Annotated in this window: 26 protein-coding genes; 3 read left to right on the top strand and 23 right to left on the bottom strand. The window is 32.6% G+C overall.

The genetic code is table 11. The features are described 5' to 3' along the window. Nucleotides 1-3: 3 nt before the first annotated feature. Both H602_RS20325 and H602_RS20330 read left to right on the top strand, forming a co-directional pair. Nucleotides 4-291, top strand: a complete 288-nt coding sequence (locus H602_RS20325) for an ORF6N domain-containing protein (RefSeq protein WP_245574927.1) — start codon at nucleotides 4-6, stop codon at nucleotides 289-291. Between the two features lie 74 nt (nucleotides 292-365). Next, nucleotides 366-527 carry a hypothetical protein gene (locus H602_RS20330; RefSeq protein ID WP_245574928.1) on the top strand — a complete coding sequence of 54 codons (162 nt, stop codon included), beginning with the start codon at nucleotides 366-368 and terminating at the stop codon, nucleotides 525-527. 2 nt (nucleotides 528-529) lie between these two features. Here H602_RS20330 and H602_RS0106270 read toward each other — a convergent pair whose 3' ends face one another. The 23 genes from H602_RS0106270 to H602_RS0106380 all read right to left on the bottom strand — a co-directional run bounded on the left by H602_RS0106270 (nucleotide 530) and on the right by H602_RS0106380 (nucleotide 24,952). Further along, on the bottom strand, nucleotides 530-1,300 hold the full coding sequence (locus H602_RS0106270) for a glycosyltransferase family 2 protein (RefSeq protein ID WP_026977244.1): 771 nt from the start codon (nucleotides 1,298-1,300) through the stop codon (nucleotides 530-532). Further along, complete coding sequence (locus tag H602_RS0106275; RefSeq protein ID WP_026977245.1) at nucleotides 1,300-2,652, bottom strand: exopolysaccharide biosynthesis polyprenyl glycosylphosphotransferase; 1,353 nt, start codon at nucleotides 2,650-2,652, stop codon at nucleotides 1,300-1,302. Before H602_RS0106275 ends, H602_RS0106270 begins: the two co-directional genes overlap by 1 nt. A gap of 2 nt (nucleotides 2,653-2,654) precedes the next feature. After that, nucleotides 2,655-3,638, bottom strand: a complete 984-nt coding sequence (locus H602_RS0106280) for a UDP-glucuronic acid decarboxylase family protein (RefSeq protein WP_026977246.1) — start codon at nucleotides 3,636-3,638, stop codon at nucleotides 2,655-2,657. Nucleotides 3,639-3,772: 134 nt separating this feature from the next. Continuing rightward, entirely contained in the window at nucleotides 3,773-5,089 is a 1,317-nt protein-coding gene (locus H602_RS0106285; RefSeq protein ID WP_026977247.1) for an O-antigen ligase family protein, read from the bottom strand. Continuing rightward, nucleotides 5,040-6,137, bottom strand: coding sequence for a DUF1972 domain-containing protein (locus tag H602_RS0106290; protein ID WP_026977248.1), 1,098 nt, complete (start codon nucleotides 6,135-6,137; stop codon nucleotides 5,040-5,042). Before H602_RS0106290 ends, H602_RS0106285 begins: the two co-directional genes overlap by 50 nt. A 93-nt stretch (nucleotides 6,138-6,230) precedes the next feature. Then, nucleotides 6,231-7,322, bottom strand: coding sequence for a glycosyltransferase family 4 protein (locus H602_RS0106295; RefSeq protein WP_035759046.1), 1,092 nt, complete (start codon nucleotides 7,320-7,322; stop codon nucleotides 6,231-6,233). Then, nucleotides 7,312-8,583, bottom strand: coding sequence for a hypothetical protein (locus H602_RS0106300; protein WP_026977250.1), 1,272 nt, complete (start codon nucleotides 8,581-8,583; stop codon nucleotides 7,312-7,314). Before H602_RS0106300 ends, H602_RS0106295 begins: the two co-directional genes overlap by 11 nt. Then, nucleotides 8,573-9,841, bottom strand: a complete 1,269-nt coding sequence (locus H602_RS0106305; RefSeq protein ID WP_026977251.1) for an oligosaccharide flippase family protein — start codon at nucleotides 9,839-9,841, stop codon at nucleotides 8,573-8,575. Before H602_RS0106305 ends, H602_RS0106300 begins: the two co-directional genes overlap by 11 nt. 46 nt (nucleotides 9,842-9,887) lie before the next feature. After that, nucleotides 9,888-10,673, bottom strand: a complete 786-nt coding sequence (locus H602_RS0106310) for a class I SAM-dependent methyltransferase (RefSeq protein ID WP_026977252.1) — start codon at nucleotides 10,671-10,673, stop codon at nucleotides 9,888-9,890. A gap of 119 nt (nucleotides 10,674-10,792) precedes the next feature. Then, nucleotides 10,793-11,851, bottom strand: coding sequence for an acyltransferase family protein (locus H602_RS0106315; protein ID WP_169516023.1), 1,059 nt, complete (start codon nucleotides 11,849-11,851; stop codon nucleotides 10,793-10,795). 50 nt (nucleotides 11,852-11,901) lie between these two features. Then, a complete protein-coding gene (locus H602_RS0106320; protein ID WP_026977254.1) occupies nucleotides 11,902-12,450 on the bottom strand; it encodes a hypothetical protein in 549 nt (182 codons plus the stop codon). A gap of 89 nt (nucleotides 12,451-12,539) precedes the next feature. Beyond that, the gene (locus H602_RS0106325) at nucleotides 12,540-14,396 is read right to left on the bottom strand and encodes a glycosyltransferase family 39 protein (RefSeq protein WP_026977255.1); all 1,857 of its coding nucleotides are present in this window, start codon (nucleotides 14,394-14,396) and stop codon (nucleotides 12,540-12,542) included. 32 nt (nucleotides 14,397-14,428) lie between these two features. After that, nucleotides 14,429-15,142 carry a glycosyltransferase gene (locus H602_RS0106330; RefSeq protein WP_026977256.1) on the bottom strand — a complete coding sequence of 238 codons (714 nt, stop codon included), beginning with the start codon at nucleotides 15,140-15,142 and terminating at the stop codon, nucleotides 14,429-14,431. Further along, complete coding sequence (locus H602_RS0106335) at nucleotides 15,130-15,891, bottom strand: class I SAM-dependent methyltransferase (RefSeq protein WP_026977257.1); 762 nt, start codon at nucleotides 15,889-15,891, stop codon at nucleotides 15,130-15,132. The genes H602_RS0106330 and H602_RS0106335 overlap by 13 nt, the downstream gene beginning before the upstream one ends. Next, nucleotides 15,892-16,746 (bottom strand): dTDP-4-dehydrorhamnose reductase, encoded by an 855-nt coding sequence (rfbD, locus tag H602_RS0106340; protein WP_026977258.1) that lies wholly within the window; start codon nucleotides 16,744-16,746, stop codon nucleotides 15,892-15,894. It abuts the gene before it with no gap. Further along, on the bottom strand, nucleotides 16,740-17,291 hold the full coding sequence (gene rfbC / locus H602_RS0106345) for a dTDP-4-dehydrorhamnose 3,5-epimerase (RefSeq protein ID WP_026977259.1): 552 nt from the start codon (nucleotides 17,289-17,291) through the stop codon (nucleotides 16,740-16,742). The genes rfbD and rfbC overlap by 7 nt, the downstream gene beginning before the upstream one ends. Before the next feature lie 4 nt (nucleotides 17,292-17,295). Then, on the bottom strand, nucleotides 17,296-18,153 hold the full coding sequence (gene rfbA / locus H602_RS0106350; RefSeq protein WP_026977260.1) for a glucose-1-phosphate thymidylyltransferase RfbA: 858 nt from the start codon (nucleotides 18,151-18,153) through the stop codon (nucleotides 17,296-17,298). A 2-nt stretch (nucleotides 18,154-18,155) separates the two neighbouring features. Next, the gene (locus H602_RS0106355; RefSeq protein WP_026977261.1) at nucleotides 18,156-19,136 is read right to left on the bottom strand and encodes a hypothetical protein; all 981 of its coding nucleotides are present in this window, start codon (nucleotides 19,134-19,136) and stop codon (nucleotides 18,156-18,158) included. Between the two features lie 9 nt (nucleotides 19,137-19,145). Next, a complete protein-coding gene (locus H602_RS0106360; RefSeq protein WP_026977262.1) occupies nucleotides 19,146-20,837 on the bottom strand; it encodes a DUF6909 family protein in 1,692 nt (563 codons plus the stop codon). A gap of 182 nt (nucleotides 20,838-21,019) precedes the next feature. Continuing rightward, nucleotides 21,020-21,877: a carboxypeptidase-like regulatory domain-containing protein gene (locus H602_RS0106365; RefSeq protein WP_026977263.1), complete on the bottom strand. Its 858-nt coding sequence runs from the start codon at nucleotides 21,875-21,877 to the stop codon at nucleotides 21,020-21,022. 10 nt (nucleotides 21,878-21,887) lie between these two features. Next, nucleotides 21,888-22,538 (bottom strand): hypothetical protein, encoded by a 651-nt coding sequence (locus tag H602_RS0106370; RefSeq protein ID WP_157504941.1) that lies wholly within the window; start codon nucleotides 22,536-22,538, stop codon nucleotides 21,888-21,890. 47 nt (nucleotides 22,539-22,585) lie between these two features. Next, the gene (locus tag H602_RS0106375; RefSeq protein WP_026977265.1) at nucleotides 22,586-24,082 is read right to left on the bottom strand and encodes a GH3 auxin-responsive promoter family protein; all 1,497 of its coding nucleotides are present in this window, start codon (nucleotides 24,080-24,082) and stop codon (nucleotides 22,586-22,588) included. Nucleotides 24,083-24,085: 3 nt separating this feature from the next. Beyond that, entirely contained in the window at nucleotides 24,086-24,952 is an 867-nt protein-coding gene (locus tag H602_RS0106380; protein WP_026977266.1) for a M23 family metallopeptidase, read from the bottom strand. A gap of 211 nt (nucleotides 24,953-25,163) precedes the next feature. Here H602_RS0106380 and tatA point away from each other — a divergent pair, with 211 nt between their 5' ends. After that, nucleotides 25,164-25,334, top strand: a complete 171-nt coding sequence (tatA, locus tag H602_RS0106385; protein WP_026977267.1) for a twin-arginine translocase TatA/TatE family subunit — start codon at nucleotides 25,164-25,166, stop codon at nucleotides 25,332-25,334. Nucleotides 25,335-25,438: the final 104 nt, after the last annotated feature.

Below are 25,438 nucleotides of genomic sequence, written 5' to 3' on the forward strand. Positions count from 1 at the left end.
ATTATGGGAAATTCTATTTTATCAGAAGAAACCATTTCTAACAAAATTTATTTTATTAGAAATCAAAAAGTAATGCTTGATCGTGATTTAGCCAAACTTTATGGAATAGAAACCAAACGCTTAAAAGAACAAGCAAAACGCAACAGTTTTAGATTTCCCGAAGATTTTATTTTACAATTGACAAAAGAAGAATTTGCGAATTGGAGGTCGCAAATTGCAACCACCAATTCCGACAATATCGGTCTACGCTATGCACCAATGGCTTTCACTGAACATGGCGTTATAATGTAATCTAGTATTTAAACATTGATAAAGCGATACAAACCAACACTCAAATTATGCGTATTTTTGCAAAAGTCCGGCAAATGCTTCTAAACACGACAGAAATTAGACTTGATATTGCAGAAATGCAAAAGAAGTTAGAAAATAACAGCAAAAATATCGAATTGATTTTCTCCTATTTAGATGAATTCTCGGATAAGGGAGACACGATAAAGCCACGAAATACAATCGGTTACAAAAACTAATTTTACGCTTCCTTTCTAACAAATTTAGGTTTTAAAACCAATTGTGTAAATAAAAAGCCGACCATACAGATCAGTGAATGGATGAGATTCAATCTATGGTACTTTCGATATACATTGAAATTGTATTTTAATAATTTCAATTTTGAAGCCGAAATAGAATTTTGATGCACTCTGTAAAAGGCTAAACTTTCAGGAACAACGTAAGCCACTTTGATTTTCTTCAAAATAGTGAGCCACATGGTCCAATCTTGTCTTTTTCGAACCGATGAAATTTCAATTTTCCCAAAATATTCGGTATCGTATATTCCTGTTAAGTTTCCCACATAATTACAGAAAAACAGTTGTCTGTAGGTCAGTTTTAATGGAGCTTCTACGCTTTTTCCTATTAATTTACCTCCTTCATTTATACAATCATAAAAAGAAAAAGTAAAAGGAATTTGCTTTTCATTTAGAAAATAGATTTGCTTCTCGAGTTTGTTAAATTTCCATAAATCATCGGCATCTAAAAATGCAATGTATTTTCCTTTTGCTTTACCGATGGCGAAATTTCTGGCAACTCCTGCACCTAAATTGATTTCCAATTCATGAAACTGAATTCTAATATCCTTGTAAGCTTCTACCTTTACTACTTTTGCTGTATCATCTGTAGATGCATCGTCCACAATAATCAATTCCCAGTTTTGATACGTTTGCTCTTGAACAGAGCGAATGGTTTCTATAATGAAGGCTTCAGAATTGAATGTTGGTGTAATTATGGAAACGAGCCCTTCCATTAATATGCTTTTGCTTCGCCCTTGATAGCGTTGAATAATGTCATGAAAACAATCTTAATATCAAGCAGTAAAGACCAATTTTCCATATAAAAAATGTCGTATTTTACGCGGTAGATTATGTCTTGATCATTTTCTACCTCTCCTCTAAAACCATTGGTTTGAGCCAGTCCGGTAATACCGGGTTTGATGAAATGCCGCACCATGAACTTGTCCACTTTTGCCGCATACATTTCTGTATGACTCACCATGTGTGGTCTTGGTCCAACAACTGACATTTCTCCCAGAAATACATTGAAAAATTGAGGTAACTCGTCAATACTTGTTTTTCGCATAAAGCGACCGATTTTGGTAATTCGCGGATCATTTTTAGAAACCTGCTCAATGTCAGCATCTTCGTTGGGTGTCATGGATCGGAACTTATAGCAATTGAATTCTTTGTAATTTAAACCGTTCCGCATTTGCATAAAAAATACTGGTCCTTTAGATTCTTTTTTTATAAAGTAAGCTAATATTGGAATTAACCATGACAAGACAAAAACAATGATAATCAATGAAAAGACAATGTCAAATGCTCTCTTAATCAGCTGATTGATCACGTCGTCCAGTGGAATACTTCGCAACGATAGCACCGGAATGTATCCGTAATAATCCAATTTTAAATTTCGTGCAAAAAACTCTTTATTGTCCGGCAAAAACTTTAAAATTTTCAGATTATTGTCGGCAAAGTTAATTAGGTCATTCACTTGTGTATTGTTCAAATCAAACAAGGAGACATAGATTTCATCAACTTTTTCTTCTTTTACAAATTTGTAGCATGCTTCAATAACTGCTTTTTTATCGGTTTCGGTGGAGAAGTTCTTAACCAACTTGTATCCATAATCCAGATTCTCATCAAAAAAAGTGGCCAATTGTGCCACTCTTTTCGGACTTCCTAAAATGACTACTTTTCTATAGTTTCCGCCATATAAAGTTCGGTATTTTCGTAAAAAATAATAAATAGAAATCTTAAAAAGGGCAATCAGTAAAATGGCACTAACGGTATATTTAATGGTGTCTTGTGGATTAGGATCTTTGACATACATTCCTAAAAAGGCAAAACAAACAAGTGTAAAGAGTGCAAATTGCTTCAGAATCCGATTTCCGATAGCGACCACTTTTGTAAAACGATACACTTCATAGAACCCAATATTGAGCGAGATTATAATCCACGACGCTGAAATGAACACAGCAAAATAGAGCGAATAAAACCTTTCCGACAATGTTAGAAATGCAAATAAATTAATAATTGCTAAGTCTAAAACGTACGAAAACGGACGAATATAAGCCGAATATCTACCGGTTTTGCTTTTCATATTTAATTGATGAACTTAGAGAAATCTTTGTGCTCTTCCTTGAGCAATTCTTCCGTAGAAAGCGATTTAAAATAATCATACGTCATTTTCATCCCTTCAGCCCTACCGATTGTGGGTTCCCAACCTAATATTTGTTTTGCCTTGGTAATATCGGGTTGCCGCTGCAAAGGATCATTTTCAGGTAACGGACGGTACACAATTTTTTGATTGGTTCCGGTAAGCTTTATGATTTCTTCTGCAAAATCTTTTATGGTAATTTCATCAGGATTTCCCACATTTACAGGATATACATAATCGGAATGCAGCAATCTGAAAATTCCTTCCACTTGATCACTTACATAGCAAAAAGAACGGGTTTGCATGCCATTTCCAAAAATGGTTAAATCTTCGCCACGCAAAGCTTGACCTATAAAAGCGGGAATAACACGGCCGTCGTTCAGACGCATTCTTGGTCCGTAGGTATTGAAAATCCGTAAAATTCGGGTTTCTACACCGTGAAAAGTGTGATAAGCCATCGTTATCGATTCTTGAAAACGCTTGGCTTCATCATAAACACCTCGTGGCCCGATGGTATTTACATTTCCGTAATATTCCTCCGTTTGGGGATGAACCAGTGGATCTCCATACACTTCTGAAGTAGAAGCAATAAGGATTCGCGCATTTTTAACCCGAGCCAATCCCAACAAATTATGTGTGCCTAATGAACCCACTTTCAGGGTTTGAATGGGAATTTTTAAGTAATCAATGGGACTTGCAGGTGAAGCAAAGTGTAAAATATAATCCAGCTTGCCAGGAACTGTAACAAATTTAGTGATATCGTGATGGTAAAACTCAAAATGTTCCAGCTTAAATAAATGTTCAATGTTCTTCAAGTTGCCCGTAATCAGGTTGTCCATTCCAATGACATGATAGCCTTCGGCAATAAAGCGGTCGCACAAATGAGAACCTAAAAAGCCAGCTGCACCTGTTATAAGAATTGTTTTCATACGTAGATTATAAAAATTATTTAATAGTCCTGATATTGCAACAGGGAGGAATTATATTCGTTTTAATTTCGAAATTATAGTGTCAAACCTTGTTCCGAATGTCGATGGCAAAGTTATACTCATTTCACTGAAATCTACTGTTTTAAATACTTTTCCTGAAAATTGGAATTGAACAAGCAATATAACATAATGAAAAATGTTATTCCTCTTTGACGGCAGAAAAATGATTCTGTCAAAAATAAGATAATCATCGTAATTCCAAAGGCTATATGTAAGAAATTTCTACTTGAATACGCTTTTTTTAGTGTAGTATAAATCATTGCAATAAGTAGTAAAAAGCCAAAAATTCCGAGTTCTGCAAAAGTTTGCGTGTATTGATTGTGAAAATTGAATTCGCCATAGCCGTCGTATAATTTGTACTGTTTGGCTTTTTTTAGAATTTGCTCTTGCGTCGCTTCTAGACCAAAACCCGTCATAACTACCGATTCCTCTTGCATTATTTCGGTAAAAATTCGAAATTGATACACCCGTAAAGCGGTTCCGGGGAAAAACTGGTTGGCTTGAAATTCTGGATCGTTCCACGCTTGCTGCAAGCTCACATTGTATACATTTCCGGTTTCATTGCCAATTTTTTCATTGATGGTATTGTCTACAAAAGCAGTTTCGTACTCCAAAAGAAAGCGCTCTCTGACTTCTTTGACAAAAAATAGGGAAAAGAATAAAAAACCACTTATGGCGGTCATAGTAAGAAATCTCACACTTTTTGGAACGTCAGAGAAGAACGAATAATAACAGATTATTAAAATAAAATCGATTAAAATGATGCTTTTTGACGAAAGTAAGAAGATCATAATTGCGAGAAAACCGATGATGATTCGCGTGTAGTCATTTTTCTTTTTTTTATCGACAAAGTAAAATAAGGCGAATGAAGTAAATACCGAAATGTAAATAGCATTGACTTCTAAGGTAACCAATTCATGGTAGAAAAAAACGTCTTTAATGCCCGTTGCTGCAAACCTGAATACGGCTTTCGCCAAATAATAAATGCAGTATAAAACCATTCCGTAGCTGAATAAGCCCAAGATTTTATAGCGTTGCGGCAAAGTCAATTTGGGCATGAACAAAAAAGCAATCGGAATCAGCAGAAAAACAAGTTCTTTTTGTAAACCCGCTAACGAAAGTTGGAAATCGCGCGTCCATAAAAGCGACAGCACCATTATGCTGTAAAAAGCAATGGGAAGTACTAATGCTTTGGTAAAAGCAAACTTATTTCTTCTAAAATTGACAAGTACGGCAACTAAAAAAAGTATAATGCTGATACTTCCAACAATATGTTTGAGCGGAATTGCTACTAATATAAATGCAATTAAAAAAACAAAAACTTCATTATCCCGTCGTAAGTCACTGATTTTCAGAAATCGATTTTTCAAATAATTGTAAGTATTGGCCATTTATCAAATCCCAGTTGAACTCTTGCGCAATTGCCAAGAAGTTGTTCTCAATAAATTGCAAGTTATCACTTTTTTTGATTTTTGATGTTAATTTTTGCACGTCTTCTGCATCAGAAAAATAATGTGCGTTTTGCTTTAGAATGGCTTTATTAAAATCATTATCATGAGCGATAATTAATGCCCTGGAAGCCATTGCCTCCAACAAGGAGGGATTGGTTCCTCCTACAGAATGACCGTGAAAATACAGGTTGGAATAATACCTTAAATTGTCCAAATGGTTCATATTATAAACTGCACCTAGAAACCGAATAGTTGGTGTGGCTTTGAACTTATTTTTTAAATAAACTCCAAATTTGGTTTCATGTTTTCCAATGACTAAAATGGGTGTTTCCGTCTTGCTTAAAACAATGCCGTCTAAAATGGTTTCAATATTATTTTCGGGCTCCAATCGTGCCAAAATCATGTTGAACTCTTGTGGTTTTACCTTATATTCCTGTAAAATCGAAACATCGGAGTTTAAGAATTGATGTGCTCCATAAGCGATGTAGGTAGAATTCTTTTGGTATTTCTTTTGCAAATACTTTTGAATCCCGATTGAATCTGAGACCAAATAATCACTGCTTTTTACCGCCAATTTTTCGGCAAATTTCAAGACTTTTTGAACGGGTTTTGAATATTTTGTACGTTTCCATTCCAAGCCATCCATGTTAGTGATGATCAAGGCTTTTTTTGGTAAAAGAAAATACCAAACCGAACTACTGGTGTAACCAAGTTGTAAAATGATGTCGAAATTTCTTTTTCTAGAGTCTAAAATACAGTTTAAATCATAGATGAACTGACCTGCAGTTCCTACTTTAAATTCCGGATCGTATTGGTGTAAGATATGAACACCTATGTACATTTTTTCTTGAAACGGATGATTGTGTGAATTGTAGACATACACTTCATGTCCTTTTTTAGCTAAGAACACCGAGAAAAAGTCGGCAAATTGCTCAAAACCTCCGTAATGATTTGGAACACCACGCGTTCCGAGAATGGCTATTTTCATGAAATAATTCTCTTTAAAAGAAGTGCAAAAGTACTTTATTTAAAAGTCAAATGAAAACGCAGATGGCTTTTAAATAGTACACTTAGCTTGTAATTAATGATTTTTAATTGCCTTCAATAATATTTCAGCAGATAACTTCCAATTATATTGGGCTTTAAGTAATTCGATTTTATTAAAATCAAATTCCTCCGCTAAAGTTTTTCTGATAATTACCGCCATATTTTCTTTATCTTCCGGATTGAATTGGTTTCCGTCTAAAAAATGAAAATCCTGCATCGCTGTAGTGTTTGAACATACCGTAGGAATTCCGGCGGCAATTGATTCTAAAGGCGGAATGCCAAAACCTTCTGCATACGAGGGATAAACCGACAAATCAGCACCTCTCAAAAGCAATAGTAATTGTTGAAAATCGACCTTATTCAAAGTTAGGATTTTGGATTTAATTTCGTCTGATAAAGTCAGGTAATACTCATTATAGGCTGCATTTTCAATCGATTTATCACCAATAAAAACTAGAGAATATTCTTTGTAAGATTGATTTTTAACAAAAACCTTCAGTAAGGTATCGTGGTTTTTTCGGGGTTCCCAACGACTGATGTAGATCCAATATTTATCTAAGTTGTACTTTTCTTTTACTTGTTGTTTGCAAACAGCCTTATCATAACTTTCATAATAAATGGGGTCTACAGCATTTGGTGTTATTAAAATATCTTGAATTCCAAAATGTTGTTGAATTTCATTTTTTGAAAATTCTGAAACCGTCAAATTAATATCGGATTTTTTTGCACTCCATTTAAAAAGCCATTTATTTTTGATTTGGTAGGATTTTGGAAAATAATTGGGGTAATCCAAAAACAAAATATCGTGAATCGTGTTTATGTATTTGCAATTTTTTATGGGTGGAACGATGTATTGAAAATGGGCAAAATCAATTGTATTTTCTTTGATTAATCTTGGAATGTCAATCAATAAACGGTAAAATTTGTTGTGTGAACGGTATTGTAAATAATGTACATTTTCTTGATGGCCAAAGATTGCTTGGATTTTTTCTTGATTATTGGCTGCAAAAAAGAATTGAATGTTGCTGTCTTTAATCATTTCCAAATAAAGCCCTTTCAAATACGTAGTAGTTCCTTGGAAACTTCCATCGAAAACGTGGCAGTCGATGAAAATTCTATGTTGCATGATTCACTTTATTTAATTTTAGTTCTTGATTCGATCTTTTTATGATAAGTTCTCTATAACACATTAAAAATCCAATTAGTATAGACTTATTATCCAACTTGAGATATAATCCTAGTAAAACCCAATTCGCCACAATTAAAAATATTCCTGTACTGAACAATAATACGTTTATTTGTTGTACAATTGGAATATTCGATTTCTTTTGTCGGCATAGGTATACGACGGAGAGGATTAGGAAAAAAACACCTACCAAGCCTGCTTTTAGAAATACGGTTGAATTGGCGTTGTGCAAAATGGCTTGTTTTCTTACAAAGGTTCCTTCATTGGTTCGTACTTCCCTACCCATGTTTACTGTTGCCCCAAGTCCCTTACCAAAAATAATAGCTTGTGTTCCCGTATTTGCTACTTGCTTTACCGTTCTAATAGTTTCATAAGAGCGGTAATTGTCATTAAAATCGGCCCAATCGTTTGGATCTACTTTTGTTTTAAAAGGTTCGATTGGTGCATTCTTAATTTTAAACAACAAGGCTTCCATTCCTTTACCATTTCTTGAAAGATTCATATTATAAATAACCGAATATCCGATTAGTAAAAATGCCGTAAATAGTGAGAATATGACAATAGATTTTTTATTTAAAGACAAAAAACCTTTCATTGCCAAATAAAATATGACAAACTGAATGAAATTTGTTCTGGAAAGATACATAAACGATGATAAGGCCAGTATAGCAATAATTATCCAAAATTGTCGAGTTGAAAAAACCAGGCCTAATTGCTTGTAAAACATAATCAAAATTAAAGAAAATACCTCAAAATCACTAAAGTAGCCCCCTCGCATTCTTAAAGCATGAATATTAACTATTCTATAAATTACAACACTGTGCATTAAGATACTCAAATGTATAATAGCGATGGCAACTCCCGTGTAAATGATGGTTTCAAAGGGTTTTATATCATAATTTCGACACAATTGATATCCTACTAGCAGGCCTAATATGGGTTTTATTAAATAGGTAACATCCCGAATAGACTCATAAAAACTGTTATCATAAAAGAAAGTAGCAATAAAAGCAATTATAAAAATGGCGACAAAAAATGAGGTATATTTTAAAAGATCTATGCTGTAACTTTTCTTAAACGTTATAGCAATAGTAAATACCCATACTGCAAAATTAAGTTCGTAAATATTGAGGTAAGTTACCCCAATACAGAGTCCAAACAAAATTTGATACGGTAAATTTTTTGAAATTTTAATTCTCATTTTTAATTGTTATGTTTCCCTTGAAATGTTTCATTAAAATAATATTGTAAACGATGATAATTATAATTTCAATAAGTATTATCGATAAAAAAGCACCTCCTAAACCATAGTATTTTGTAAATAGCAATAATAGGATGAAATTTAAAATAGTGGTAATTATTGTAATTCTTATGTAACTTTTATTTTCGCTAAAAGCAAACATCAACTGTCTTAAAGGCTGTGATATGGAAACAAGAAACGGAACAATTATTCCAATTCTGAAATACAGAACATTTTTAGCTAAGTCTTCAGCGTCTATTTTAAAATAAGTCAAAATTAACTCTGCATTATAATAAAAGACCGATAATATAAAAAACAAAAATAGAAAATTAAGTCCGTTATATTGCTTCCATACCTTTAATCCTTGCTTTACTTCCTTGCTTATTTCTAAACAGATATTGGCATACACAAAATAGAAGAACATATTCAAATAGGTTTTGAATATTGAAACAATCTGATCGATAACTTTAAATTGTCCAGCCACAAAATCTCCAGCCACATAACTAATTAAAAGAATAGGCGAATATTGATAAAGCGAAAGAAATAATTGAGAAACGCTAAAACTAAATTCATTCTTAATGATATCCAAGGCTGGTTTTAGTTCGAAGGAAGTAACAGAAAATGAATATTTTTTGATAAGCCAAATTAAACCAATAACATTTCCGATTATCGCTCCCAAACCTAAGAAAAAATTGACATAAATATAATCAGATGCTTCATGTAATAATATAAAGACTAAAACAATATAAATAATTTTTGAAGTAACGTTTATAAAGGAAATCAGTTTAAAATTTTCGATACCTTGAAAAAACCATATTGGATTTATAAATTGGCCAATTACAATAAAAAAGCTGTAAAAATAGAGCTTTTTGTCTTGTTCAAAAAAAGGTACAAATAAAATTAGTAAAGTAAAAACGAAGAGAACACCTACTAACAAGATAAATTTTGATAAGTAAATGGATTTAAAATGATATTCTAAAACCTTCTTATTAGTCCTGTTAATAGATATGTCCTTTACACCGTTGATATAAGATCCATAATCTATAATTCCGCTGAGAATAAGTGCTAAAGACATTCCAACTCCTACTTTTCCTAAACCTTCTTGGCCACAAATATAAATGATGTAAGGCAATATCAAAAGTGGACTAACAATGTTAATTGCTTGTCCTAGTCCGTATATAAAAAAATCTTTTATTTTCTGTTTGTTAAAAACACTCATACTTTTTTAGAATTGCAAAAGAGACTGCAATTTAACTGTGGGGTTTTTATTCTTCTTTGATGTAAAAACTGTTCATATCTGTTATAGATTTTGATTTCATAAATGGATTGATCAAATAAAACGAAGCGTATAAAAGATGTTTAGAATATTTAAATTTCAAAAAACTAGTTCCTAAAAATCCAATTTTTTGTTTTGTCAGAACATGCACGTTCATTGCATTGTAGTAGTTCAGTCCAAATTTTTTAGCAATTTCCTTAAACGACTTCTTTGAATAAAATGCTACGTGTTGTCCGTGTTCAGACGCATAATACCACCAGTCTTTATGGGCAGGTGCTGGCACTGAAATTAAATCGGTTGTTAAAATGATTGTATCGGTAACTTTAAGAATTTTCTCAATTTCTTGCAATGGGTTTTCAAAATGTTCAAAACTCTCAAAAGTAGTTACTGCTTCGTATTTACGATCTAAACCTCCCTCAAAGCCTCTGGCCAATTCATTTTTGGTATACGGATCATTCCAAAGAAAATCAAATCCAATATCTCGCATTTGACGTGTAAAAACGCCCAAACCTCCAGCATAATCAAGAAAAGTTCCTTTTTTATTGAAAAATAGAGTAATTAACGTTGTAGTAATTTTAGACATTCGTTCACTTCTAAACATAACACCTGTATCAGATAAATTCATTGGACTAATGTAGGATTCCGCAAGCCAATAAGGCTCTTCTGTTTGTCCAAAACCGCAATTAGTACATTGATAATACTTTACATCGTATTTATATAAGACAACTGCATCAAAAATTACCTTTGATTCATTGTTACAAATTTTACATTTCATTCTAAAACTATATCTATCATTTATTTTCCAAATATACTGTTTAATATGTTTTTAGCATACAAAGAATATTAGATATTCCATTAAATAAATTCTGAAAAACCAGCCTGATCTATTTCTAATTATCGATTTCCAGTAGCTACACTATATATTAAATTCATACTTCTTTTAAAAATAAAACCTACAAAAACACAAATCAAAATGGTAATTACTGGTGCTACAAGAAATACTATCAAACTAGTTAAACTATTAATGGATAACGCTGCGAAAAGAACTTTTTTTACAATGGTTAACAAAGGCTCGTGGAAGAGGTAAATGAAAAAAGAAAAGGTCATTATTGATATAAACACTTTATTTCTTCCTAAACGAATAATACTACCGTCTAAAAACCACCAAAATGCAACAATTCCAACTAAAATGGACACTTTTAATAGAATAGATTCTAAAAACACATTCACTATAAAAAGAGGCAGAAATGTTTTCAAACTTAAAATTAAAATCCAAATGGATATCATTAAGCAGTTTTTATCACTTTTCACTTCAATACTCTTAGGTCTAAATAAAGAAAGATAAATACCTGTAGAAAAAAACAAAAGAGCTTCACTTGTTAAGAAAATAGCATCTTGACTCAAGATCCAGAAAATAAAAATCATACTTAAATAAAGCATTTTTAATTTCTTAACGGCCAAAACAATTAGAGGTGAAATGAACACCATTACAATCAAGTCTTTCAAAAACCACAGCTGATACGGAATGGGTTGGACAAAAATAGCATTAAGCCATTCCGCCAAATTATAATCTTTAATCAATTTATTGGTAAAAAAACCTTGACTTTGCGGGATACTTTGCATGATAAAATACATTAGTAATCCAAAAAGCGTCCAAAATAAATACGGGATAACCAGTGTTTTTAAACGTTTTGCGATCTTAACTTTATAATCTTCTAAAGTAAAAGTGGAAGAGCGAACAAACAAAAATCCCGAAATTAAAAAAAATAACGGTACGGCAATTCGGGTAATTCCATTGGAAACAAAATTTTGAATCAGCCAGTTAAAATCTTTCTCAACAAAAATAAGTGCATTTCCTTGCTTCATATCCAGATTATAGCTGTGCAAAAACACTACCATAATCATCAGCAGAAACGAGGAAATCTTTATCTTTTGTGAAGTATACTCATCCATAGTTAACATAAAAAAAACCTTAAACTGATTTGCAATTTAAGGTTTTCTCTTTACTTAATTATTTTTTGAATTTCTTCATAAAGACCCAATTCAGAATAAGTTATTGGATCGTAATTGCCATTTTCAAGAATTTTAGGCTTTAAAGAAGAATTTGCTACATCTTTAGTGATAGTTTGTTCGTTAACAACAAAGTAATTAAAAAAAGAACTACCTTTTGCTTCAAAAATCTTATCAAAATAATTTATTTTAAAGTTTGTAATAACAATGTCAGACTGCTCTTTATTTACGCCAAAATCAATTCTTAAAAAATTAGGAAGTTCATCCTTAGGTAATTTAAAAACAATATCTTGAGAAACTGGACTTCCTTTTATATCAATAAAAAAGGATTTATTTTCGTCAAAAGGCTGACTATCATCATCCATATAATACAATTGAAAAGAATCGTCTTTTGTAACAATAGCACTTAATGTTACCTTAAAAAGTTCTTTATCATCTTCAATTTTTTCTGTTTCATTTGTGTCTTTTGATGTTTTGTTTTCATTACAAGAATACAAACAAAACGTTAGCACTAGGCATACTAAAATCGTTTTTAATTTCATTATTTCTGAATTTTATAGGGTACAAATCTAAACTAAAATAATTGACAATTGAAAAAAAAATAATCCATAAATTTAAAAAATTTATTTATTTATTTTTTTTGAAAAGTTTTATCTGTCATTACTAATTCTTCCTCTTTAGTTTCGGTATTTATTATCATAATTGCTACTGTATATTCCCCGACCGGTATTCTTTCAGTTTTCAAAATTGTTTGAAATCCTGAATTATCAAAATTAAAATTTCCCTTATTTGCTTTTGAAACATCTGGTCTATATACACTTTGAGCTTGGATTCCTAAACATCTTTCATCCTTAGATACAAGAAGGACTTTAGTACGTAATTTTATAGAGTTTTGTCTTTCTATATATGCCCATCCCGATAAATTTATAGAGTCTCCAACAATTTCGAAATTTTCAATCCAGTATTTGATTTTACTTTTTGATTTTTTTATTAATCTATCAAAATTACTAACATTAATTTCTTTTAACTTATTCTCTCCAATAACATAATGTTTTGTCCAAGCATCATAATAATCAATACTGTTTTCAATTGTAAAGTATTTCTCGAGATACTGTGTTGCTTCACTGCTTAATACAAAGGGTTTTGAATGCGCATCAGCATACCAAAATGAAGCTTTTTTTGTTGAATCTACCATCATTTCATCAACAAATAATTGTAATGGTTTATCAATGATTATTGTTTTGAACTTGTCATTATTTAAATAAAAATTAAAGTAGGGAGCTAAACTTGTTGCAACAGGTTCATCTGAACTTTTATTTTCTATTATAAAATTAGATACTTCTCTAAATTGTGATTTATAGGGTGTGAAGTAAAATTTTTTTACAATCAAAATATCAGTTAAAGAAAAAATAATAATAAATGATAAAAAACTTGTTTTAACTATATTCGATTTTATACTTTTCAATCCGATGGCAATTAAAATAAGAATAGCAGGCAGAATATTTATAAAGTATCTGTTGATGAGTATTGGCAAGCTTGTATATGTTCTGATAAGAGGTAATAGTAAGGTCACTAATATCCATAAAGAAATAATTATAAAACTAAAAGTCAACTTATCTACTTTAGGATTTGTTTTAAAACCAATAGTTTCTTTAACAGAAAATAAGTTAATAAAGTAAGCAATAATTAGCATTACAATTAAAAATAGTACTAATTCCGATTCTCCAAAAAAGTCTTTGAAAAATTGGGTATAAACATCCAAAGTTGGCATCTTAATCCATATAGATTCTCTTCCTAAATTATTTAAGATAATTCCTATTACAGGAATATACATCACTATACTTACAATTCCTATTATTAAAGTGTATATGAAAAACTTTTTTCTAGATTCTTTAACGGATATTATTATAAAATACAGAAGTATTAAGTATTGCGAGATGAGAGTAAATAAAGCAAATAGATGACTGTATATCATCAGTGTTGAAAAAATGCAAAATAAAATTGCTGTTTTGATGTTTGGCAATTTTATAAATTTAATTAGGTAGTAAAACGATAATGTTGTTGTTAGAAATAACAAAGAATACATTCTACCTTCTTGAGCGTAATATATACTGAAGAAATTTATAGTTAATAATATTGCAGCATAAATACCCGTTTTTTTTGAACAAAGCTCCTTACCTAAAAGATAAATTGCGTAAACCCCAGCAACACTTAATAGAGCAGAAAGCACTTTTAACACTAAAGCTGTATAACCAAAAATATTAAAAAAAATGTATGCTAGAAGAAAATATAACGGCGGATGAGGGTCAGAAGTAACGATTGAATTATATAATTCCGACAAAGTAAAATTTTGATTGGATTCAATCATTGTATAGATTTCATCAACCCAAAGACTTTGATAATCTAAGTTGAAAAACCTCAAAACTATTGCTACAATTATAATTATAGTCATACTATAATTATTCTTAATCCAAATAAGTAATTTCATTTTATATAATTAACAATTTAAACTTTAATATCTTAATTTTCAGTAAAAAGCAAATACAATTCTTTCACAATTTTAAAACTTGTATTCATTCCTAATTTTGAGCCTTCGATATCTTTCCATTTTTTTAATGGGAATTCTTGACCTTTAGGCAAAAAATTACTTTTACGCAATCGTATAAAAACCTCTACGTCAAAAAGCCAGGAAGTATGAAAACTTTCACTGAAAGCAATTACTGCAGCATCCTTTGAAAAAATTTTGGCACCACATTGCGTATCATATATTCCCAATTTAAATTTTAAATTGATAAGAGTAACAACAATTCGCCCTATTATATGCCTGTACCACTTTCTTTTAATTTCTGCATTTAATAAAAGTACTCTTGATCCAAAAATAAATGAGGTTTCATTTTTATGTAACTCTTCAAACATTCGAATCATCTCTGTAACAGGTGTAGAAAAATCGGCATCAAAATAACCGATAAAATCAAATTTTTGTTTATCTAAAATATGGTTTACCGTTTTATAAATGGTATTCGCTTTTCCTTCATTTTTTTCATAATGAACTACTGAGCATCGTTCTTTATTTGAAGCTGAAAATTTCTCAATAACTTTGAGAGTTCCATCAGTACTTCCGTCATTTGCTAAAAAAATAGCTACATCAGAATGCTCTAATAAATAAAGCAACGAATCTACTTTAAGCCTCTTTTCCTCATTATAACAAGGAAAAATAATTGCTATTTTTTGCATAGACAATAACAAGATAAACCTGGGATTTGAAAACCAATTTTTTTCAACAACAAACTTGTTATAAAATCAGCTTTTAATAAGGTGTTTATAAAAAAAGTTTTTGCTTTACCGCCTTCCCAATTATCAATTGAAGCTTCCTTGTCTTTCTTTAGAAATTTGTCTAATTTCCTAAACATAAGCAATGTGGTAAAATAATACCCTTTGTCAATTATTTCAAACTCATTCTTTTTTAATAATGAATATAGTTCTGGTAAAGTATATCTTCGATAATGCCCCAAAAGAACGTCATGACTAGAAAATACAGATTGAAAAGCGGGTACTGCAAAAAAATAATGATTCTTTTTATTCGACTTCAACAAATCGTCTAAAATTAATTTTTCGTCTTCTAAATGCTCTAAAACGTCCATACATAAATACAGACTCGGCTCTTCAGTCGGATATTTTTCTAAATATTCTTGAAGATTTTGCACATAAATAACCTCACTATTATTGTTATTAATCTTTAATTGCTCTATAACTTCTGGAGTATAAGCGGTATCGATGGCAAAATATTGGCTTGCCATATTTTTTTTAACCAATGTATGAATCACGTAAGCATCTCCACTTCCGATATCCACAATTCTATTAACTGGGAATGCTATTTTGGATTGTTTCAAAAAAGTATGTAAAACATTTTTCCTAGACGTTTCCCAAGGATGTCTATTGTATTTACTTTTGTCTTCTAATCTAGAAAATTCTGATATATCCATTTATAAATTTTTTAAACATTCCTCCCACTCCAAAACCTCAACACCAAATACTGTTTTTATCTTACTTTTGTCCAAAACACTAAAAGCAGGTCGCTTCGCTGGAGTTGGATAACTGCTAGTTGGAATAGGCTGTAAATCTATTTCAATTTTATGAATTTCAAATATTTTTTTAGCAAAATCATACCAAGAACATTGCCCTTCGTTGCTGAAATTGTAAATTCCGTAGTCAGATGCTGAACTATTTTTAACATGACACGTAGTAATTATTGTTAGTAAGGCTTTCGCCAAATCTACAGCATTTGTTGGTGTTCCAATTTGGTCATTTACTACAGAAAGTGTATCACGTTCTTTCCCCAGTCGCAACATCGTTTTCATGAAGTTATTTCCGAATTCAGAATAAACCCATGAAGTTCGAACGATGAAATACTGCTCTAAAATGGCTTGAATCGCTTTCTCACCGTCTAATTTTGTTTGGCCATAAACTCCTGTAGGATTTGGAGTATTTTCTTCTGTATAGGATTTTGTTGCCGTTCCATCAAAAACAAAATCAGTAGAAATATGCAGTAAAACCGTGTTTGATTCTTTGCAGGCTTTCGCCAAATTTTGAGCACCAATTACGTTGATTAATCGTGCCTTTTCCGGTTCTGATTCGGCTTTATCCACAGCGGTATAAGCTGCAGCATTGATGCAAAAATCAGGATTCACTTTTTGGAAAACACTTTTGCATTGCTCCAAATGGGTAATATCCAATTCAGATGATGCGTAAAAATCAAAAGTAATATCCGAATACTGATTTGCAATACTTTGCAACGCTTGACCCAATTGACCTGAAGCTCCAGTAACTAAAACTACCATGCTTTTTTTGCGTTTTCTAAAGTGGGTAAATAAGTATCCTTTTCTGAAATAATTAAGTTTTGAGAACGAAATTGCCAGTCAATATTTAAAGTTGCATCATTATATATAATGCCTCCTTCAGATTCTTTGTTGTAAAAATTATCGCATTTGTAGAAAAAAGTAGCCGTTTCACTCAGGACCAAAAACCCGTGTGCAAAGCCTCTCGGTACAAAAAACTGTTTCTGGTTTTCGGCGGATAATAAAATGCTTACATGTTGCCCAAAAGTTTCAGATTCGGGACGAATATCTACCGCTACATCCAAAACTTCTCCAGATAAAACCCGGACCAATTTGGCTTGCGCATGATTTCCCGTTTGATAATGCAATCCTCTTAAAACACCTTTTGAAGAAAAAGATTGGTTGTCTTGTACAAAATGTACGTCCTGATTAACTCCTATTTGAAATGCTTTTTCATTAAAACTTTCCATAAAATAACCTCTTTCATCCGAAATGATTTTAGGTTCAATAATAAAACATCCTGAAAGAGTAGTAGGTATAAAATTCATGTTTTTAAATAAGACTTAGTAAATGAGTTCCGTAACCACTTTTTAATAGAGGTTGCGCTATTTTTTGCAATTGTTCAGCGTTGATATATCCCATTTTAAAAGCCGCTTCTTCAATAGAACCAATTTTTAATCCTTGGCGTTCTTCAATGACTTGTACAAATTGTGAGGCTTGCATCAAAGAATTAAAAGTTCCAGTATCAAACCAAGCAGTTCCTCGGTCCAAAATACTTACCTTCAGTTTTCCATTTTCTAAATATGCTTTGTTCACATCGGTTATTTCAATTTCACCTCGCAAACTGGGTTTGATATTTGAGGCAATTTCAACTACATTATTGTCGTAAAAATAGATTCCAGGAACGGCAAAATTGGATTTGGGCTTCAGAGGTTTTTCTTCTATGGAAAGTGCTTTTCCGTCATTGTCAAAATTTACCACGCCGTAGCGTTCCGGATCATTGACATGATAAGCATAAATAATTCCACCATCAGGATCATTATTGGCTTGCAATAAATCTGCTAAACCGGTTCCGTAAAAGATATTATCTCCCAAAATTAGGGCTACTTTATCGGATCGAATAAACTCTTTTCCGATGATAAACGCTTCTGCTAAACCGTTGGGATGTTCTTGAACTGCATATTCAAAACGGCAACCCAATTGCGAACCATCGCCTAACAATAGTCTAAAAAGTGGCAAATCATGCGGTGTAGATATGATCAGGATTTCGTTGATTCCTGCCCACATTAAAGTAGACAGTGGATAATAAATCATCGGTTTATCATAAATAGGCATTAACTGCTTACTTACCGCTAAAGTAAGCGGGTGCAAACGTGTTCCTGAACCTCCAGCGAGAATAATTCCTTTCATAATTATGCAGTTATTTCACTTCTTTGTCTAGTTTTTTGTTTCTTATAGAATCCAATGAAAAAGACAATGAAAATGTAGAGACCTACAAAAAGTGCTGGTAACATGACCGGAATTGTAGCTTCACGTTGAACATTGTCAACAATGCTCAATTCTCGAATGATTTTTTCAGTATTTACCAGTTCCAGTTTATAGTAACCCAATTCACTGACTAGAGTACTTTTAGTTTTTAAGACGTTGTCAATCTCACTGTTCTCATTGTTGTAATACATCAACTTACTGTCGGAACCGTACTTATTATCGCCATTAGAAAAATTATCTAAAATGCCATTCACTTGATTCAAAGTCTGTTCAGTGTACTTGATTTTATTTTTCAAGTTCTCCACTTCATTTTTTTGAATTAAGGTAAAATAACTATTATTATTCAAGAAGTTCATCAGCGGGTCAACTGTGTTTTCCCTATTAATCTTATCTTTACTGATAATTAAAATTTGATGGTACTCATATTTCATGCTTGTCATCTCATCCTTTACTACTTTTTCCATACTGCCGTCTTCAGCAATAAGTTTAAGCATTTCCATATTGGATTCCTTCCCATTAACAAAGTCGTACGGATCAATTATAGCTTCAATCTTAATTTCTCGTAGTTTTTCAGGATATTTAATTCCGATGGATTTCAAGAAAACGGTATCCTTGTCCTCTATTTTTATATTCAGTAAATTGATCTTATTGTACAGATATTCAGTACTATTAAAATTAGGCAATACTATAATTTTATGATCGTACTTTTTCTGTACAGAACTTAAATAAAATCCGGCAGCAAGACCAAGAATGAGCAACAATACAATTGCTATTCCATGCTTGATGAAAAACTGAATGCTGTTAAAAATAAAGTAGCCAAAATTGCCTATACTTTTGCCAATTTTTTGGGTCAATTGGTTCAAATCTATTTCTCCAAGATCTTTATCGGGAAGTTGTTGATTCATTTTCTAAACTTATTTTACATTAAATATTTGTTCTAAAATCTTGATGGTAATTAGGTATGTTGGCTTTACACCAGTTGTTCCTAGACCTCCAGAAGCCAATGTACTTCCCGTTTCCAAAGGATTATCCGAAGCATAATACGCATAACGTACTTTTACATTTGGATTGATGCTTTTTCTAATTTTTGATGCCGACTGAATTGCTTTTTGGTAATAAGCACCTTCCATTTCCAATCCAATAACACCCCAAGTAGAATCGTGGAAAAATTTCAATAAATCCTTATTTTGTAAAGAAGTACCTAAAACACTCACCATTGGTCCTCCAAAGACAGCAATGTCATTTCCTTCAAACATTTCTGGAGTCAACTCATTTTCAAAAGAATAATTATCTGCTGTTCCTTCATTAATGTGAGCCGAAGGAATCATAATGTCTCCTTTTCCACCTTGCAAAATTCCAGCTTTACCCATGATAGAAACAGATTCTACATTAAGAAGTACCTTTCGGTCTTTTTCAATTTGGAATGGTTTTAATAGTTCATCAATGGTTTCATAAGCTTGTTCTCCAAATGCATAATCCATGACAATTATTACCGGAGCATCTGCATCAATTTTTGCCGTTGGAAAAGCCGTTTTTTTCCAATCAATTTTTGCCGTGTCAAAGATTTGCACGTCTATATTAGTTCCTGAACTATCAGGAAGCGAAATCATTCCCGCCTCTTTTGCAACCACTTCTACTTTTGATCGAACCTCATCTGCTCCAGAGCGACTCAATTCTTCAAAAATAAACATATCCGACTTCTCCTTAAACTTGGTTTTTAAAACCGTGGTAGCAAAAATAGAATTCATCACACTGTGCATATTGGCACTAATTACATGAATCGGTCGGTTTAAAAGATTGTGGTCTTTTAAAACTTCCTTGATGTTAGTAGCCCAAATTTCGCCGTGAATATGGTGTCCCAAACGTTCCCTTAAAATCGGACTGAACGTGATGGTTCTTTTGTTATTTTGCAACACTTCTTCCAAAGCCAATTTCCCCAACCAATAGATGACGTGTAAAAAACGATCTGGTTTTTCTGCTATAGCAAATGCATCATAAATGTCTAAAACCTCAGCAAAACTGCGGCCTAAAATATGGGACAAATGCGAAACCGCTTTCTCCTTCTCGATTTGCGTCAGCTTCTTAGTTTGCATAACTGCTTGCTCTAGCTTGTACCAATCGCGAGTCAATTCGCCACTATCGTCCAATAAAACTGCGTTTTTAATCTTGTGCGACTCAATAAAAATAAACGTCAAGTGTGTCAAAATATCGTAAATATCCGATCGTCCACGAGTGATTTCCACATTCATTTGCTCCTCATCAATACGATAGCAATTTCTCTTTCTCTTGGGTGGAACAATCGCTTTAAAATGCGAACGCGAATAGCCTTCGTCCGAAGTTAAATTGATAAATCGGCATTCTTCAATCCCAATTGGAAGTCGTTCAATAACATATAAAAGTCCACTTAATTCCACTTTATCTCCCGCAATAGATCCATAAATCTCAGGTCGTAAAGACAATAATGCTTCCCGCAATGTATCTCCCGAAACTCCCATCGGTTTATAAAATCCGCGGTTGAACAAGTGGCGCATTGTAATGTACATTCGCTCAATTGCTGCTGATGATTCTTGTGCTCTTGAACGTGTTATATTTTTTATTTCTATCATATTTACTTTTGTTTTTATTCTCAAGTAGGAATTTAGCATTTGCAAATGAGGTATATTTGAATTGATAATTACATTTTACTAGCGCAAACTCGTGTTTCTACTTTATAACCCACAAATGTAGGATTTTTATCTTTACTTCGAGAGGGAAGAATGAATTCTTCTTTTCATTCAAAAAAACTAATTTAATTTGACAATTGTAACGTCATTGAAGGTTCGTAAAAAGAAAACGGTTTCCCTAAGTCGTCTTCATTACTGTTTTTATGCCATTTTCCACCTGTGAATGTAAATGAAAATGCTTTTCTAACACTGTAACACATTACTTTGGGTGCATACGAAATTTCAGTTTCAGTTGTTCCCGTTTGTTGATTTACACTCGTTTTTTCCACTTTATTCTTTTCAATGCGCATTTTTTCAAAAGCTACAAATATCCCGTTTTCCGGCATTTGGATATTCAGATCATAAATATCAAATTGATGTCGGAAAATTCCCTTTTTTACCGTAACAATTAAATCTTGCGTCAATAATTCTTCGCCGGGAAATCCATTTCCATCCACCGAATAAAGATGCAGTTTTAAAGTTGCTCCTTCAATCGGACTGTCAGTAAAAAGTTTTATTTTCTTAATCCACTTTGTTTTTTTGTATTTCTCAACATACGGAATGAACTTGGCATCCATTTTTGGACCGTTGTCAAATGCTTCTAAAATGGCATTTTCAACTTGTCCAATTTCCAAAATCCTTGGACTTCTGGCTTTTTTAATAACCACGTCTTCTAGTTCAAACGTCTTACTTTCCAAAACGACTTTCGCAGCGTTTGCAGCCAAAACGGTTTTACGTTCAAAACCTAAAGCCGAGAAAATTAACTTGGCATCCGCCGAAACTTGAATACTAAAAGTGCCGTTTTCTTCCGAAGTGGCCGTTTTGTTTTGATTTTCTACAAAAATACTGACATAAGGAATTGGGTTTCCTGAGGTATCTGTGATGGCGCCTTTGGTTTGGGCAAATGCAGAACAGCTAACTAAAAACAATATTATAAATTTCATTAATCCTTGATTATTTTGTCACTATTAAACTAACTGCCATTCCGTAATATTTATTATAAAAAGGATTGGAATTAGATCCTAAAATATACTTTTTCTTGTCCTTATTACTTGAAACCCATTTACCTTCTTTTAACTCCCAAATATTGTTTTTACGCAAAGGAATTACGCCAATGGATGGTGCATATTTTAAAACCTTCTCCGAAGTTTTACCTTCCACTACACTTTGAGTAACTACGTTTTTTTCTAAAATAGTTTGGTCAACACTGTAGCTATTTTCATCAGTAATTAACCACTCAAGGCCAATGAAAATTCCGTTAGTTGGAATCGAAATTTCTTCTGAAGTCACATCAATAGCGTTATCATTTCTGCCCTTTTTACAAGAAAAAATAATAGAATTAGTAATTTCATTTCCAGGACTTCCGTCCAAATTAACTTTGTAAAAGTGCAATTTCATTTTTGCTTCTTCGATTTCAGAATTTGTATTGACTACCACCGTTTTGATGGTAGCGTATTCCTTAATTTTATTGGAATGTTTAAAGAATTTAGCCTTCGTAATCGACTTGTTTCCTATCCCAGAACTGAAGGGGATTTCCGAATGAGAATAGGTGTCAATCACTTTCTGATCTGATGATATCTCAGGGAAATTGCTTTGGGCTTTCATTTGAAAACCAATAAAAATCAACACTAGAATACAAATTTTCTGCACCATTAAATTTTATCTTTATTAAAAAAATCAGCAATCTTTCGATCATTGCTCAACCGCGGAATTTTATTCTGTCCACCTAATTTTCCAATCGATTTCATGTAAGCATTGAATCCATTGGGTTCAACAGAAGTGATGACTAATTTTCGCAACACTTTTCCCACAATCAAATCATCATAATAACTGTTTTGCTTTCGCATTGCATCATCAATTTTCAAGGTGAAATCTGCTAAATTATCCGGTGCGTTTTCAAATTCAATCAACCATTCATGATACGGTAATCCCGTTTCTGGAGTAATTTGTGGCGCAACCGTAAATTCATTCACACGAACCGAAGTTGCTTGCATTGCTTCTTGTAAAGCTTCTTCCACTTCCTTAGCAATCACATGTTCGCCAAAAGCCGAAATATAATGCTTGATTCTCCCCGAAACAATTACGCGATACGGTTTCAATGAAGTAAATTGAACCGTGTCGCCAATATTATAGCGCCACAATCCCGCATTTGTTGAAATAATTAACACATAATTTACATTCAATTCCACCTCACCAATCGTATAACTTTTAGGGTTTTCGTTGAAAAATTCTTCCGATTTAATGAATTCATAAAAAATTCCGGCTTTCAAAAGCAATAACATTCCTTTCTCCGTTTGGCTATCTTGATAAGCGAAAAAGCCTTCCGAAGCTGGAAACAATTCAATACTATCGACTTTCCTTCCTATCAAGTTTTCAAATTTCGCACGATACGGTTCATAATTTACACCTCCGTAAATAAAGAGATTGAAGTTTTTAAACAATTCGCCCACAGGCTTATTCGATTTTTCTTTTAATTTTTCAAAATACATCTGAACCCATGATGGAATTCCCGAAATGACCGACATATCTTCGTTAATGGTTTCGTCAACAACTGCATTTACCTTGGTTTCCCAATCTTCAATGCAATTGGTTTCCCAACTTGGCATTCGGTTTTTCTGCAAATAATTAGGAACGAAATGCGCCACAATTCCAGAAAGTCTTCCGAAATTAATACCGTGTTTTACTTCTAAAAGCGGACTTCCTTGCAAGAAAATCATTTTTCCAGCAACAAAATCGGCATTTCCAGTTTCGTGAATGTAAAGCAAAATCGCATTTCGAGCGGCTTCAATATGAAAAGGCATTGATTCCTTGGTCAGCGGAATGTATTTGGCACCCGAAGTCGTTCCCGATGTTTTAGCAAAATAAAGTGGTTTTCCCGGCCATAAAATATCCGATTCGCCATTTACAACACGTTCCACATACGGCTTCAAATCCTCATAATCTCGAACGGGAACATTTTTAATAAAATCCCGATAGCTTTGAATTTCAGTAAAATGATGGTCTTTTCCAAACTGCGTGTTTTTAGCAGAAGCGATTAAATTATTAAATACTTCATGCTGGGTTTTAACAGGCTGTTTGGCCCAATTCTGGGTCTTATTATAAATAATAGAAGCGAAAATTTTTGCTGCAAATGCTTTTATTTTAACCATAGTTTATTCAAAATCAATAAATTGTGTTGGATCGATGGGATATCCGTCTTTCCAAAGTTCAAAATGCAGGTGAATTCCTGAAGATTGTTCGCCGGAACTTCCTCCAATAGCAATAACTTCGCTCGTTCGAACCACGTCTCCTTGCGAAATGGTAAGTGATTCACAGTGTTTGTAAACCGATAAAATTTCATTGTTATGCCGTAAGATAATCACGTTTCCATTGGTTGGCGTCCAATCGGCAAATATTACCGTACCGTTTGCCACAGCTTTAATTGGTGTGTTTTTTGGCAAGGCAATATCCACAGCAAAGTGTTTTTCCTTTGCATTGTATTTCTCGGTAATTGGTCCTCGAACGGGTGGAAAAAGTACTAAATCCACTTTTGGTTTAGCTTTTTCAAATAAGTTGTATTTGTCTTCCAAAGCAACCTTTTTTCGAAGCTCAAGTTCTGCTTCTGAAGGTTTTAAATTTGATGTTGCATTATCATTCAGTCCAGGTTTTATAGAGTCCTTACTCAATTTCATGTAATCCACATCCCCCGTAAGTGCTTTTCTAACAGAGGTTATGTATATTTCATTATTATGCAAAAGTGAAGTCAACGAATCTGATTTTAACGCTAAATTTGTGGCTTCTTGCTTTAATTTTGAAGAGGAATAACCAGGAATATATTCTTTTAAGGGTGTAAAAGCAATGATGTAAGTGGTGACAAAGATGATAATTACCGCGCCTAAACTTCCTACTAAAAACACGTTCATGAGCGTTAACTTCAGTGAAAAAATTTCTTCAAAAGTTTCTTCGTTCAAGATGACCAACCTGTTTTTTGTGAACAGTTGTTTCTTTATACGCTCTTTTCGAAATCTTTTTAGGGCCATAGTTGCTTTTTGTATCGCAAATATAGTGATTTATAGGATTTTTGATTTAAGCACGTAGCGAAATTTGGCAGAACTGCATTGCTAAAAAAAATTTGATTTATATTTAACACAGCATTAATTGCAAATAAAGCGACTGATTAATAGCAGCAACATAATTTTATTTATCTTTGCTGCATATTTACAAATTTGCGCAAGCATAAATAATCAGATTATGGGAAGACTTGGTACAACGGAAATTATTTTAATTGTTGTGGTCATTTTATTAATGTTTGGAGGTAAAAAAATTCCGGAATTGATGAAAGGGTTGGGAAATGGAATCAAGGAATTTAAAAATGCTTCCAAAAAGGACGAAACGCCACCTATGACGAAGAAAGAAGAATAGATAGTACAAATAGTACAGTACGTAAATCCTCAAATTATGTTTGGGGATTTTTTTTTGTTCTAGAATGTATAGCAGAGAAATGGTATCACTTCCCTGCTTTTCTT

The organism is Flavobacterium tegetincola DSM 22377, assembly GCF_000425485.1.
Classification (GTDB): Bacteria; Bacteroidota; Bacteroidia; order Flavobacteriales; family Flavobacteriaceae; genus Flavobacterium; species Flavobacterium tegetincola.

What these genes read in the sequence shown, in the direction of transcription:
- H602_RS20325 (WP_245574927.1), top strand. Translation starts at nt 4, where the DNA reads ATGGGAAATTCTATTTTATCAGAAGAAACCATTTCTAACAAAATTTAT.
- H602_RS20330 (WP_245574928.1), top strand. Translation starts at nt 366, where the DNA reads ATGCTTCTAAACACGACAGAAATTAGACTTGATATTGCAGAAATGCAA.
- H602_RS0106270 (WP_026977244.1), bottom strand. Translation starts at nt 1,300, where the DNA reads ATGGAAGGGCTCGTTTCCATAATTACACCAACATTCAATTCTGAAGCC.
- H602_RS0106275 (WP_026977245.1), bottom strand. Translation starts at nt 2,652, where the DNA reads ATGAAAAGCAAAACCGGTAGATATTCGGCTTATATTCGTCCGTTTTCG.
- H602_RS0106280 (WP_026977246.1), bottom strand. Translation starts at nt 3,638, where the DNA reads ATGAAAACAATTCTTATAACAGGTGCAGCTGGCTTTTTAGGTTCTCAT.
- H602_RS0106285 (WP_026977247.1), bottom strand. Translation starts at nt 5,089, where the DNA reads ATGGCCAATACTTACAATTATTTGAAAAATCGATTTCTGAAAATCAGT.
- H602_RS0106290 (WP_026977248.1), bottom strand. Translation starts at nt 6,137, where the DNA reads ATGAAAATAGCCATTCTCGGAACGCGTGGTGTTCCAAATCATTACGGA.
- H602_RS0106295 (WP_035759046.1), bottom strand. Translation starts at nt 7,322, where the DNA reads ATGCAACATAGAATTTTCATCGACTGCCACGTTTTCGATGGAAGTTTC.
- H602_RS0106300 (WP_026977250.1), bottom strand. Translation starts at nt 8,583, where the DNA reads ATGAGAATTAAAATTTCAAAAAATTTACCGTATCAAATTTTGTTTGGA.
- H602_RS0106305 (WP_026977251.1), bottom strand. Translation starts at nt 9,841, where the DNA reads ATGAGTGTTTTTAACAAACAGAAAATAAAAGATTTTTTTATATACGGA.
- H602_RS0106310 (WP_026977252.1), bottom strand. Translation starts at nt 10,673, where the DNA reads ATGAAATGTAAAATTTGTAACAATGAATCAAAGGTAATTTTTGATGCA.
- H602_RS0106315 (WP_169516023.1), bottom strand. Translation starts at nt 11,851, where the DNA reads ATGGATGAGTATACTTCACAAAAGATAAAGATTTCCTCGTTTCTGCTG.
- H602_RS0106320 (WP_026977254.1), bottom strand. Translation starts at nt 12,450, where the DNA reads ATGAAATTAAAAACGATTTTAGTATGCCTAGTGCTAACGTTTTGTTTG.
- H602_RS0106325 (WP_026977255.1), bottom strand. Translation starts at nt 14,396, where the DNA reads ATGAAATTACTTATTTGGATTAAGAATAATTATAGTATGACTATAATT.
- H602_RS0106330 (WP_026977256.1), bottom strand. Translation starts at nt 15,142, where the DNA reads ATGCAAAAAATAGCAATTATTTTTCCTTGTTATAATGAGGAAAAGAGG.
- H602_RS0106335 (WP_026977257.1), bottom strand. Translation starts at nt 15,891, where the DNA reads ATGGATATATCAGAATTTTCTAGATTAGAAGACAAAAGTAAATACAAT.
- rfbD (WP_026977258.1), bottom strand. Translation starts at nt 16,746, where the DNA reads ATGGTAGTTTTAGTTACTGGAGCTTCAGGTCAATTGGGTCAAGCGTTG.
- rfbC (WP_026977259.1), bottom strand. Translation starts at nt 17,291, where the DNA reads ATGAATTTTATACCTACTACTCTTTCAGGATGTTTTATTATTGAACCT.
- rfbA (WP_026977260.1), bottom strand. Translation starts at nt 18,153, where the DNA reads ATGAAAGGAATTATTCTCGCTGGAGGTTCAGGAACACGTTTGCACCCG.
- H602_RS0106355 (WP_026977261.1), bottom strand. Translation starts at nt 19,136, where the DNA reads ATGAATCAACAACTTCCCGATAAAGATCTTGGAGAAATAGATTTGAAC.
- H602_RS0106360 (WP_026977262.1), bottom strand. Translation starts at nt 20,837, where the DNA reads ATGATAGAAATAAAAAATATAACACGTTCAAGAGCACAAGAATCATCA.
- H602_RS0106365 (WP_026977263.1), bottom strand. Translation starts at nt 21,877, where the DNA reads ATGAAATTTATAATATTGTTTTTAGTTAGCTGTTCTGCATTTGCCCAA.
- H602_RS0106370 (WP_157504941.1), bottom strand. Translation starts at nt 22,538, where the DNA reads ATGAAAGCCCAAAGCAATTTCCCTGAGATATCATCAGATCAGAAAGTG.
- H602_RS0106375 (WP_026977265.1), bottom strand. Translation starts at nt 24,082, where the DNA reads ATGGTTAAAATAAAAGCATTTGCAGCAAAAATTTTCGCTTCTATTATT.
- H602_RS0106380 (WP_026977266.1), bottom strand. Translation starts at nt 24,952, where the DNA reads ATGGCCCTAAAAAGATTTCGAAAAGAGCGTATAAAGAAACAACTGTTC.
- tatA (WP_026977267.1), top strand. Translation starts at nt 25,164, where the DNA reads ATGGGAAGACTTGGTACAACGGAAATTATTTTAATTGTTGTGGTCATT.